Here is a 12,173-nt window from a genome sequence, read left to right on the forward strand (position 1 = left end):
GATAAGGAGCTTAGAATGATCCAGGACCGTTTAAACAACCGACCTAGAAAACGATTAGGATTTAAAACCCCCAATGAAGTATTTATGCAGTCCTTAAACCGTGTTGCACTTCGTGTTTGAATCTACGTTAATATGCAAAGTGAGAAGCCCAATAAAGCTGGCATTCAACTCAACTGCCCAGCCTATGAAAGACGTAGCGCTTTGCATAAGCTCGTCTTGCTTCGTACCATGTTTGCCAAACCATCATAAGAAATTTTTTCATCGCGTCATCCCTTTGTTTAAAGAATTATTCCAAAACACCTTCATGACTAGTGTGACTTTGAAACATGTCAAGGTGATGGCTTATTTGTGACCAATCAAAGCATCTGATATACACTGAAGTTATAAGAAGTCTGATTGTTAAAGGGAAGTCATATGACTCAATGGGAAATATATGGGGCCATTGCCCTAAGACTAGGCTTGGCTTTGTTAGTAGGCACCATACTGGGCCTAAATCGCTGGCTTCATCACAAACCCGCAGGCATTCGTACACATTCGCTAGTAGCCATTGGTTCTGCAACTGCAGTATTACTCATCAGTGATTTTGTTCAAGATGATGCGCAATCTGTTAGCCGTGTTTTACAAGGCCTGATAACCGGCCTTGGATTTTTAGGGGCTGGGGTCATCATTCGCGAACAAAGATTACAAAAAATTCACGGACTAACTACCGCAGCAAGTATTTGGTCTTGCGCCTTAATTGGTGCTGCTTTTGGGGCGGGTCAATTTGCCCTGGGAGTTCTTAGCTTGGGCGCCATCCTACTGACATTAGTCATTGGTGGCCCCCTTGAAAGGTTTGTCGCCAGGCTTAATGGGATCAAGCGGAGCTCCGAAGTATCTAGCGATCCAGACTAAAACCCGTATTGAGGCCTTAAAAAGCAGTTTTGTCATATTAGTTTGCTAGGATTGGCCCCATCTTGATCCTTAGTTGAAAAAATATGAGCAAATACCTATACGAAGACGCTGTAAAACAATTACAAGAGTCTGGCAGCATTGGATTGGCGGACTTAAAAAACCTCCCCCATGAAGATCTAGTAGAACTGCTTGAGGAAATTAAGGTTTGGTGTCTTTATGCCAACGGCAAAGCCGAGAAGCTACCTAAAGAATCCAAAAAGAAGAAGAAAAAGAAAAAAGATTAAGGCTTAAGAAGTAACGCGCTCTTTAGGGAATCGGAGCATAAACTTACTACCTCTTCCCGGAGTACTTTCTATTATCAGCTGAGCCTGGTGCCGATTGGCAATATGCTTCACAATAGCCAATCCCAAACCCGTTCCACCGGTATCTCTTGATCGGCTTCGATCTACACGATAAAAGCGCTCAGTTAACCTTGATAGGTGCTCAGATGCAATGCCTGGACCCGTATCAGTAACCGAGAACTCACCCTGCCCTTGCTCGTTAACATTCCATTCAACACCGATAGAACCAATATCAGGCGTGTAGCGAATGGCATTAGATACCAAATTACTGAATGCAGAAAGAATTTCTCTTTCATCGCCCAATAAATTCTGCTTGGAATTCACAACAAAATTAAATGCATGCTTACCTTGAGAAAGCGCTTCAGCATCATTCTTCAGAAGCGCCATTAAAGTCTCTACTTTGACTACCGTATTTGTGGCTGGTAATGCATTTGACTCGAGGTTTGCCAAGGTCAATAAGTCCTCAACCAAACTCTTCATCCTCTGTGCCTGCGACATCATCATTTCAAAGTATTGATCCTGCTGGTCTTTCTTGAGATCCAGGGATTGGACGGTCTCCAGAAAGCCCATTAATACAGTAATCGGTGTACGCATTTCATGAGAAACATTTGCTACGAAATCACGACGCATGGCATCCGCTTTTTGCAAATCGGTTACATCCTGCACCAAGAGGAGATGGCGCTTTTGGCCAAAGGGAAAGGCTTGCAACATCAAACTCAAGCTACCATCGGGCCCCATGCGCTCCATCAATAAAGGCTCATCAAAATTACGCTTATTTAAATACTGTATGAATTCTGGGCGTCGTATCAAAAAATTAATGCGCTGCATGACATCGCGTTTAAAGATGAGGCCAAAGAATCTCTCCGCAATACCGTTACACCATTCAATCTGGTCGCTCTCATCGAGCATGACAATTCCATTGGGGGAGGCCTGGAATGCCTCAATAAAGTGCTCGTGTTGCTGCTCAATACTTCGGATATGTTGCTTTAGGTTTCTGACGAGACGCTGAAGCCTAAAAAATACCTCTTCCCAAAAGCCACTGGGTAAGGGCATGCTTTCAACAGAATCAGCAAGGGTATATTTTCTCAGGCGCGCTAAGTTGATATAAGCGTAGACCAGCGGAATGGAGAGTACAGATATTCCCACTGCGATAGCCCACTGCGCACCCCATAAAGACAATGTTGTGAACGCCAACACAAATGCGACGCAAATAATGACAAAGAAACGGGTGAGCACAGATAGCATGATGCAATATTAGAGCATCTCCAAAAATCCCTGGAGATTCCCAATAAAATAGAGAAATACGGGCTTAAGATTCGGTTGGAGTCTTGGTAATGCGGTAGCCGCTACCACGCACCGTCTCAATATAGCGGTCACAATCAAACGGAGCGAGAGCTGCTCTTAAGCGCTTAATATGAACGTCGACTGTTCTTTCTTCAATATAAACCTCACTACCCCACACCTTGTCCAGCAAGCTGCCCCGAGAGTGAACACGCTCAGGATTAGCCATGAAATACTGGAGCAATCGAAACTCTGTTGGCCCAAGAGCAATGGATTTAGACTCCTGATTCGGCCAGATAGCCAGTACACGATGAGAGCTTGGATCCAACTTTAATGGACCAACAGTCAGTGGACCAGTATCCTCGATCGGCATCTGCCTCCGTAGGATTGCCCTCACCCTAGCCACCAATTCTTTTGGTGAAAATGGCTTAGTAACGTAATCATCGGCGCCCGAGTCCAAACCAAGAACCTTATCAGACTCTTCACTTTTGGCGGTCAGCATCAAAATCGGCAATGCCTTAGTGCGTTCATTAGAGCGCAGCTCTTTTGCAAACTGGACGCCAGATTTGCCGGGCAACATCCAATCCAAAATGATCAGATTAGGCAGCTGATCCTTCATCATCGTCAATGCCAAATCAGTTTGCATGGCCTTTTCAACTTCATAGCCTGCATGTGACAGGTTAATCGCAATCAATTCTGCAATTGATGGCTCATCCTCTACTATGAGTATGCGGTGAGTCATTATTAGGGGCCCCTAATTATTGTCTGTTGGCTTCGCGGACTAAATCTTCATGCGGGATGTGACGTACATCAGACCCCTTAGCAATGTAGATGACGAACTCTGCAATATTTTTGGCGTGATCACCGATACGCTCAATTGCCTTCGCAATCGTCAGCATATCCAAGCCTGTACTGATCATATGTGGATCTTCAGACATATAGGTGATGAGCTTACGAACAAAGCCCCTGAACTCCTCATCAATCTGACGGTCTTCCTGGACCACATCGGCCGCTGCAATCGTATCTAGACGAGCAAAAGCATCTAGGCTACGACGCAATAAGGAAATTGCCATTTGACCTGAAAGACGGATTTCTGCAACGTTAATATTGTGTGGCAAGCCGGATTCAATTAAGCGCTTAGTGCGCTTAGCAACGCGCTCAGCCTCGTCACCAGCACGCTCTAGATTGGTAATGGCTTTAGAAACTGCCATTACCAAACGCAAGTCTCGAGCAGTTGGTTGTCTGCGTGCAATCAGTTCAGTACAAGCCAAGTCGATCTGAATCTCTAAGTCATTGACTAACTTTTCATTTTCGATCACTACATTGCAGGTATCGAGATCCATTTGGGTAAAAGCACGCATCGCTGTTGCGATTTGGGATTCAACTAGACCGCCCATTTCAAGCAAGCGGCTTGAAAGAGAATTGAGATCGGCATCAAATTGTGATGATAGGTGTTTATCTGGCATATATTTCTCCAATTAACCGAAGCGGCCGGTGATGTAGTCTTCGGTCTCTTTACGCTTAGGCTTAATAAATATTTCGTCCGTTTTGCCGTACTCAATCATGCTGCCCAAATACATATAGGCCGTATAGTCAGATACACGCGCTGCTTGCTGCATATTATGAGTCACGATCGCAATCGTATAGTCCTTTTTGAGCTCATGAATCAACTCTTCCACTTTTCCAGTAGAAATAGGGTCCAAAGCCGATGTTGGCTCATCCAGAAGAATCACTGAAGGCTTGACCGCTACACCACGTGCGATACATAAACGCTGCTGTTGACCACCAGAAAGGGATAAACCACTCTGGTTTAACTTATCTTTCACCTCATTCCACAAGGCTGCCTTATTCAATGCCCACTCTACGCGCTCATCCATTTCAGAGCGGGAAAGCTTTTCATAGAGACGAACACCAAAAGCAATGTTTTCATAAATAGACATTGGAAATGGAGTTGGCTTCTGAAAAACCATACCAATACGAGAACGCAATAAGTTCAGGTCCTGTCCAGGCTCTAAAATATTCTGACCGTAGAAGTTAATTTCGCCTTCAGCACGTTGACCTGGATAGAGGTCATACATCCGGTTTAGTGTTCGCAGTAGGGTGGATTTTCCACAGCCTGATGGACCGATAAAAGCAGTTACCTTGCCTTGCTCAATATCTAAGTTAATCTTTTTTAATCCCTGAAATGCGCCATAGTAAAAATTCAAATCGCGCACTTCAATAGCATTAATAGCCGTTTTTTTCGGCTCTTGGTTTACCGTATCCACTCTACCCCCTTGACCATCAATCTTATTTAAGTCAAACATTGTTCTCATATTGCTCATCATCCCTGCACCTTGTCACGGAATACAACGCGCGCCAAAATATTCAAACCCAGCACCGCAAAGGTAATCAGGAGAGATCCACCCCAGGCCAAGCTAACCCAATTGTCATATGGACTCATAGCAAATTGGAAAATCACCACCGGCAAATTAGCCATAGGCTTATTCATATCTGTTGAGAAAAACTGATTGCTTAGGGCGGTAAATAGTAAAGGCGCTGTTTCACCACTAACCCGAGCTAATGCCAACAGAATTCCTGTCATGATGCCGCTTTGCGCAGCACGTAAAGTAACCATAAAGGCCACTTTCCACTTGGGAGTCCCTAATGCATAGGCGGCTTCTCGCAAGCTACCAGGAACCAAACGCAACATATTTTCAGTAGTGCGTACAACTACCGGAATAGCAATCAAAGCTAATGCTACGGTCCCAGCCCATCCTGAGAAATGCTGAACCTTGGCAACATATAAGGCATAAACAAACAGGCCAATCACAATCGAAGGTGCGGAAAGCATAATGTCAGTCACGAAACGGGTAAGAGAGGCAACCTTGCTTCGATCCCCGTATTCTGATAAATATAGGCCAGCCAGGACTCCAACAGGTGTACTAATAAAGGTACATGAGCCAACCAATAAGAGACTTCCCACAATGGCATTGGCTAAACCCCCGCCTTCAGTGCCAGGGGCAGGAGTACTTGCTGTGAACATATTCAAATTAATGGCAGAGAATCCTTTAATAAAAAGGATGCTGAGAATCCAAATAAGGCTAGCCATACCAATGGCCATAGCTAGCATAGAGAGAGTTAATCCAATTTTGTTTGCTCTCTTACGACGGGCAAATACTGCCATATCCAAATTAACATTGGAACTCATGATTTAAGCCCTTGTTTTTTCTCCATGCTAATTAAAAGCCATTTAGCAAAGGCTAGAACAATAAATGTAATAAAAAATAGCGCTAGCCCCAAGGCAAAAAGCGAAGAGTAATGCAAACCAGCTTCCGCCTCACCGAATTGGTTTGCTAAAGTCGATGCAATAGAGCTACCTGGCGCAAAGAGGGATGGTGAAATACGTTGGGCGTTTCCAATCACGAAGGTGACTGCCATAGTCTCTCCGAGTGCCCTACCTAAACCTAACATCACACCGCCAATGACGCCTGCCTTTGTATAAGGCAACACAATATTTCTGACAACTTCCCAGGTTGTACAACCTATTCCGTAGGCCGATTCCTTGAGAACCGGTGGAACAATTTCAAATACGTCACGCATCACAGAGGCAATAAAAGGCAAAATCATGAGGGCAAGAATTAATCCGGCGCACAACATACCAATGCCATTGGGCGCTCCTGAAAACAGGATTTCAATTAGTGGAATTTGACCTAAAGTAGCCTGAAGAGCAGGTTCAATATAGTCGCCAAATATTGGGGCAAAAACAAATAAACCAAACATGCCATAGATGATGGAAGGCACTGCAGCCAATAGCTCAACTGCCGTACCAAGAGGGCGGCGGAGCGATGGAGGGCAAATTTCTGTTAAGAAAAAGGCAATACCAAAACTCAGGGGGACAGCAATCAACAATGCAATCGCTGAAGAAACTAATGTTCCATAAATTGCTATCAAGCCACCGAATTCGCCATTAACAATATCCCAGTTCGAGGTTATAAAAAACTGGGGGCCGAACTCTTGCAAGGCAGGCCATGCATTTACGAACAAAGAGCCAATAATTCCTAATAGCGCGAATAACACCGATAGAGAAAAAAATTGGGTAACGCGATGGAATAAAAAATCCTGAACCCGCTGGAGTCGCGCAATTCTTGAAGCCATGAGCGTCGGAGCACCGGAAGATTCTAGAGTATTCATTCTATGCTTAACTTAAGTAGAAAAACGACCCTGAACAACAGGGTCGTTAAAAACATAATAATAAAAATAATTATTATTTAGAGTCAACTTGCGACCAAACCTGCTTGCGAATGTAATCCACGGTTGCATCAGGCATTGGGACGTAATCTAACTCTGAAGCAGCTTTTTTACCATCCTTGAATGAATAGTCAAAGAATTTCAGTACTGCTGCGGCTTGTACTTTATTCTCAGGCTTTTTGTAAACCACCACAAAAGTTGCGCCTGTGATTGGCCATGCTTTAGCGCCTGATGCATAGGTAATGAAAGTATTCATTCCAGGAAATTTAGACCAGTCTGTACCAGCAGATGCAGCAGCAAATGCTTCTGCTGTTGGAGATACCATTACGCCATCAGCATTGCGAACCTGCGTGTAGCTCAGATTGTTCTTTTTGGCGTAAGCGTACTCAACATAGCCAACAGAGTTCTTAATACGTGCAACGTTTGCAGCAACGCCTTCATTTCCCTTACCGCTTACAGTTGAAGCTGCTGGCCATTTAACTTGCGCACCGAAACCAACGGCATCCTTGAAGTTGCTGCTTGCTTTAGAAAGGAAGCTGGTAAAAATTGCCGTAGTACCAGAGCCATCAGCACGAGTAACAACTGTGATTGGGCCAGAAGGAATCTTCACACCAGGATTGAGCAGGGCAACACGTTTGTCGCTCCAATCAGTTACTTGACCTTGGAAAATATCTGACAATAGGTCACCAGAAAGTTTCAACTGGTTAGGACCAATGCCTTCAATGTTCACTACAGGAACTACACCGCCAATAATTGCTGGAAACTGAACCATGCCATGGCTTTGCAGATCATCAAAACTTAATGGAGCATCAGTAGCGCCAAAATCAACAGTTTTTGCCTTAATTTGCTTGATACCGCCGCCAGAACCAATCGACTGATAATTTAAGCTGTCACCACTTTTGGCTTTATAGGACTCAGCCCACTTACTTAGAACTGGGTAAATAAATGAAGAACCAGCACCCGTCATCTCCACAGCGAATGCTGTTGGAGCAAGAGAAATAGCACCAATAACGAGGGCTTTTTTCAAAAAAGATTTCATTTAATTCGTCCTTAGATTGAATATGCGCAACAGCGCGATATAAGAACGATACGGATGGAATGTGACAGCTATATGACGGCTCTATGACACCCCAAAAACAGCGTTTTTTGCATGCCTAGAGGCATTAATCACTCAAATCACTTTTAATAGAAATGCTATCAAGCACGTTAAATGAACGAAATTCATTTAATAGTAACCCCAGTAAATATAGAGATTTATGCGGGATTCGCTAGGTTCTCCTGTATGACTTCAATAAAGTGTTCGCCATAGCGCTCTAATTTGGCCTGCCCCACCCCGCCAATACAGCTAAATTGATCTAAGGTCTTTGGCGTAGACCTAACCATCTCCAGCAAAGTACTGTCATGAAAAATCACATAGGGTGGAACCCCTTGCTCACGTGCCAGCTCAGTGCGCTTCGCTTTGAGTGCCTCCCATAATTTTCCATCTGCAACATTACTAAAGGGATGCGTAGAACTTTTCTTTGCTCCTGATTTCGTAGCCTTAGTCTTGGAGTAGCCCGTTTCTTTGCGCAACCAAACCTCTTGCTCGCCACGTAACACGGGTAATGCGATCTCATCGACTAACTTTAAGCCACCATGCAGAGCAATATCCGCATCTAAATAGCCGCCTGCTACCAATTGACGATAAATGCTATTCCATTGGGCCTGATTGAGTTCTGTACCGATTCCAAAGGTACTAACCTGCTCATGAAAGTACTGCTTCACTCTGGGGGTAACCTTACCAAGGAGGACATCAATTAAATGGGTCACACCAAAACGCTGGCCTGTCCGATAAACACAGGACAACGCCTTTTGTACTTCCTGTGTGGCATTCCAAGTCGCCACGGGCTCTAGACAGTTATCGCAGTTCCCACAGCCACCAGGATGCATCTCTCCAAAGTAGCGCAAGATTGTTTGATGACGGCATGTTGTGGATTCGCAATAGCCCAGTAGTGCGTTGAGTTTTTGGCGCTCTACCCGCTTACGATCCTCAGAAGCTTCGCCAGAATCCACCATTTGCCGCAAGCTAACTACATCCCCAAATCCATAGGCCATCCAGGCATTTGCGGGCAAGCCATCACGTCCTGCACGCCCTGTTTCCTGGTAATACCCTTCCATGCTTTTTGGAAGATCTAGATGAGCTACAAAGCGTACGTTAGGTTTATCAATGCCCATGCCGAAAGCTACGGTTGCGACCATGATGACACCCTCTTCACGTAAGAAACGTTTTTGATTAGCACTGCGTGTTTCGACACTTAAACCGGCGTGATACGGCATAGCATCCCAGCCGCGGCCTACCAACCATTGAGCAGTCTCTTCTACACTGCGACGCGATAGGCAATAAATAATTCCCGAGTCATCGGCATGCTCCGCATCTAAAAAGTGCTCTAACTGTTGTTTAGTACTCTGCTTTTGCAGAACTCGATATTTAATATTGGGACGATCAAAGCTGGAGACAAACTGCTCGGCAGATTCGAGCGACAGACGCTCCACAATTTCTGCTCTAGTTGGCGCATCCGCAGTAGCTGTTAAGGCGATACGAGGCACCTTAGGGAATCGCTCGTGCAAAACAGTTAACTGACGATATTCTGGGCGGAAATCATGACCCCATTGAGAAACACAGTGCGCCTCATCAATCGCGAACAAGGCAATTCCGGGGCCCGCATTGAGCCTATCAAGGATTGATAGAAAACCAGGATTCATTAGGCGTTCAGGCGCCACGTAGATTAAGTCAAGATCTCCAGCCAGCAATTGACTAGTGACCTTTTGAGATGTGGACGCATCCAAGCTAGAGTTTAAAAATGAAGCCTTAACTCCTAACTGGGTTAATGCATCAACTTGATCCTGCATTAGTGCAATTAAGGGCGACACTACTACGCCTACACCACGTCGAACAAGCGAGGGAATTTGATAGCACAGCGACTTACCGGCGCCGGTGGGCATGAGAACCAAAGCATCGCCTCCTGCCACTACATGTCTAACAATAGACTCTTGAGCACCACGGAATTGATCAAAACCAAAAACATCATGAAGAACTTGGTGGCTCGACTGCAAAAGTAATGCTCCCTTGTCTTATTCAATACCTGCGGATTGCAAACTACGTATAAATAAAAAGCCCCACGTCACGCGGGGCCCTTTAAATATTTTCTCTATGCAAACAAATATAGAGTCTGAATGGCGGAGAGGGAGGGATTCGAACCCTCGGTAGGTTTGACCCTACGCCTGATTTCGAGTCAAGTACATTCGACCACTCTGCCACCTCTCCGAACCGAGAAATCATTATAGCCAGCGATACATAAAGCCATATAGGCAATATTGACTTAAAAATGGCTAGCCAAAAGAGCTCAGTCTCTTTAATATAGATATACATATATGTATATCTATATTAAAGAGGTTAAAACATGAATATTCAAATTTCAAAGTGGGGTAATAGCCTAGCGCTTCGGATTCCCGCTGCATTCATTAAAGAAATCCAACTAAAGGATGGGGATAAGGTTGAAGCAACCCTATCGAAGGATGGTTCACTAATTATTAGGCCGCAAAAATTAGATCGCAAAGCGATTGCAGCAGATCTTAGAGCATTTAGAGCTACTTTAAAGATGGGTAAATCAGTGATGGATGAAGTTCGCTCAGGGGCGCGCTACTAATGATTTATGTTGATACCAGTATCTTAGTGGCTTTATGCACAACAGAAGAAAAGAGTGACGCTGTTGACACGTGGCATGAAAACAGCTCCACAAAAATGATTTCATCTACTTGGGCATTTACAGAATTCTCTAGCGCACTTAGTCTAAAGGTCAGAACCAATCAAATAACTGAAAAACAGAGTCGTGAAGCTTGGAAAAAATTTGACAGTCTTTGCCAAAACGATATTGAACTAATGCCCATTGAGAGCAAAACGTATTACTCTGCTGGGATTTTAGTTGTTGATAGCAAATCAAATCTCAGGGCTGGCGACGCACTTCATCTTGCCGCCGCAAAGCAATTCAAATCTAAATCTTTGGCAACTCTTGATAAAGTTTTAGCAAAAAATGTTGCTAGAGTAAAAATTAAAGCCGTTTTAATTTAATTCGGCTTTAATATCTCTAAGCCACCTAAGTAAGGTTGTAGTGCCTTCGGAATAGCAATACTGCCATCTACTTGTTGCTTGTTCTCAAGTAATGCAACCAACGCCCTACCAACTGCAAGACCTGAACCATTTAAGGTATGCACCAATTCTGGCTTGCCTTGACCCGCTTTAAATCTGGCTTGCATCCGTCTTGCCTGGAAATCACCCATGCTGGAGCATGAGCTAATTTCTCTATAGGCTTTTTGTGAAGGCACCCAAACTTCTAAGTCATAAGTCTTGGTACTACCAAAACCCATATCACCGGTGCAGAGTAATACTTTTCTGTAAGGTAACTCAAGCAATTCCAGAATACGCTCAGCGTGGCCCGTGAGCTCTTCCAAGGCTTGCATGGAATCTTCTGGCTTAGTGATTTGTACTAACTCAACTTTGTCAAACTGATGCTGACGAATCATGCCTCGGACATCACGACCATAGCTACCAGCTTCTGAACGGAAACATGGTGTATGAGCCACAAACTTCATTGGTAAGCTATCTGCGTTAACGATTTCGTCTCGGACTAAATTCGTTACAGGCACTTCTGCAGTTGGGATAAGGTAAAAGTTTTCAGTCTTAGCTTCACCGCCCTCGTCTTCACCGCCCATTTGACGGGGAACCTTAAATAGATCCTCTTCAAACTTCGGCAACTGACCAGTACCGCGCATAGAAGCAGCATTCACCATGTAAGGCGCATACACCTCTTGATAATGGTGATCTGTAGCATGAGTATCAATCATGAATTGCGCCAAAGCGCGGTGCAATCTAGCAATCGGCCCCTTGAGCACTACAAAGCGTGAACCGCTAATCTTAGCCGCCACTTCAAAGTCCAAACCGAGTGGACCGCCGAGATCAACGTGATCTTTAATCTCAAAATCAAAAATAGGCTCTTCACCCCAACGCTTTACTTCTTTGTTTTCTGTTTCATCTTTTCCAGCAGGCACAGACTCATCTGGCAGATTCGGAATGCCCATCAAGAAATCAGAAATTTCTGCTTGCAGCGTACCCAGTCTTGCGGCACCGGATTCCATATCAGCATTAACGTCTGCGACTTCAGCCATCTCGGCAGAAGCATCCTCGCCCTTACCTTTTTTCATGCCAATGGCTTTAGATAGCTGATTGCGCTTGGCTTGCAATTCTTCAGTACGGGTTTGCAAAGATTTACGCTCAGATTCCAAGGCATTGAATTTCTCAACATCGAGTTGGAATTTGCGAGTCGCTAAACGTGCAGCAACTGCGGCGATATCTTTACGGAGTAATTGCGGATCAATCATGTGATGCTCTGTAGA

Annotated in this window: 13 protein-coding genes and 1 tRNA gene; 4 read left to right on the forward strand and 10 right to left on the reverse strand. The window is 44.5% G+C overall.

The genetic code is table 11. The features are described 5' to 3' along the window. The first annotated feature begins 414 nt into the window (after positions 1–414). Together VC182_RS09325 and VC182_RS09330 are read left to right on the forward strand one after the other, a co-directional pair. Positions 415–891 (forward strand): MgtC/SapB family protein, encoded by a 477-nt coding sequence (locus VC182_RS09325; protein WP_072583836.1) that lies wholly within the window; start codon positions 415–417, stop codon positions 889–891. 83 nt (positions 892–974) lie between these two features. Continuing rightward, complete coding sequence (locus VC182_RS09330; RefSeq protein ID WP_072583835.1) at positions 975–1,175, forward strand: hypothetical protein; 201 nt, start codon at positions 975–977, stop codon at positions 1,173–1,175. Positions 1,176–1,178: 3 nt separating this feature from the next. Here VC182_RS09330 and phoR read toward each other — a convergent pair whose 3' ends face one another. From phoR to VC182_RS09375, 9 genes are all read right to left on the reverse strand, one after another. Then, complete coding sequence (phoR, locus tag VC182_RS09335; RefSeq protein WP_323483926.1) at positions 1,179–2,477, reverse strand: phosphate regulon sensor histidine kinase PhoR; 1,299 nt, start codon at positions 2,475–2,477, stop codon at positions 1,179–1,181. A gap of 64 nt (positions 2,478–2,541) precedes the next feature. Next, positions 2,542–3,255, reverse strand: a complete 714-nt coding sequence (gene phoB / locus VC182_RS09340; protein WP_216121361.1) for a phosphate regulon transcriptional regulator PhoB — start codon at positions 3,253–3,255, stop codon at positions 2,542–2,544. Positions 3,256–3,271: 16 nt separating this feature from the next. Then, positions 3,272–3,979 carry a phosphate signaling complex protein PhoU gene (gene phoU / locus VC182_RS09345; RefSeq protein WP_072583832.1) on the reverse strand — a complete coding sequence of 236 codons (708 nt, stop codon included), beginning with the start codon at positions 3,977–3,979 and terminating at the stop codon, positions 3,272–3,274. 12 nt (positions 3,980–3,991) lie between these two features. After that, positions 3,992–4,840 carry a phosphate ABC transporter ATP-binding protein PstB gene (gene pstB / locus VC182_RS09350; protein ID WP_304442074.1) on the reverse strand — a complete coding sequence of 283 codons (849 nt, stop codon included), beginning with the start codon at positions 4,838–4,840 and terminating at the stop codon, positions 3,992–3,994. After that, positions 4,837–5,703 carry a phosphate ABC transporter permease PstA gene (gene pstA, locus VC182_RS09355; protein WP_072583831.1) on the reverse strand — a complete coding sequence of 289 codons (867 nt, stop codon included), beginning with the start codon at positions 5,701–5,703 and terminating at the stop codon, positions 4,837–4,839. The genes pstB and pstA overlap by 4 nt, the downstream gene beginning before the upstream one ends. Next, entirely contained in the window at positions 5,700–6,686 is a 987-nt protein-coding gene (gene pstC, locus VC182_RS09360; protein WP_323485139.1) for a phosphate ABC transporter permease subunit PstC, read from the reverse strand. The genes pstA and pstC overlap by 4 nt, the downstream gene beginning before the upstream one ends. A 73-nt stretch (positions 6,687–6,759) precedes the next feature. Further along, complete coding sequence (gene pstS, locus VC182_RS09365) at positions 6,760–7,782, reverse strand: phosphate ABC transporter substrate-binding protein PstS (protein WP_215357313.1); 1,023 nt, start codon at positions 7,780–7,782, stop codon at positions 6,760–6,762. Positions 7,783–7,997: 215 nt separating this feature from the next. Further along, entirely contained in the window at positions 7,998–9,836 is a 1,839-nt protein-coding gene (recQ, locus tag VC182_RS09370) for a DNA helicase RecQ (protein WP_323485140.1), read from the reverse strand. A gap of 121 nt (positions 9,837–9,957) precedes the next feature. Further along, positions 9,958–10,047 (reverse strand) — tRNA-Ser (locus tag VC182_RS09375). Between the two features lie 136 nt (positions 10,048–10,183). Between VC182_RS09375 and VC182_RS09380 the strand changes: the two genes are divergently transcribed. Both VC182_RS09380 and VC182_RS09385 read left to right on the forward strand, forming a co-directional pair. After that, the gene (locus VC182_RS09380) at positions 10,184–10,429 is read left to right on the forward strand and encodes an AbrB/MazE/SpoVT family DNA-binding domain-containing protein (RefSeq protein WP_072583827.1); all 246 of its coding nucleotides are present in this window, start codon (positions 10,184–10,186) and stop codon (positions 10,427–10,429) included. Next, positions 10,429–10,851, forward strand: a complete 423-nt coding sequence (locus VC182_RS09385; protein WP_072583826.1) for a type II toxin-antitoxin system VapC family toxin — start codon at positions 10,429–10,431, stop codon at positions 10,849–10,851. Before VC182_RS09380 ends, VC182_RS09385 begins: the two co-directional genes overlap by 1 nt. On the opposite strand, the gene serS is transcribed toward VC182_RS09385, so the two are convergent. After that, positions 10,848–12,158, reverse strand: a complete 1,311-nt coding sequence (serS, locus tag VC182_RS09390; protein ID WP_323485141.1) for a serine--tRNA ligase — start codon at positions 12,156–12,158, stop codon at positions 10,848–10,850. The two genes, VC182_RS09385 and serS, sit on opposite strands and share 4 nt — an antisense overlap. Between the last annotated feature and the right edge of the window lie 15 nt (positions 12,159–12,173).

The sequence above is a fragment of the Polynucleobacter sp. AP-Nickl1-40-C4 genome, assembly GCF_035012665.1.
In the GTDB taxonomy this organism is placed as follows: Bacteria; Pseudomonadota; Gammaproteobacteria; order Burkholderiales; family Burkholderiaceae; genus Polynucleobacter.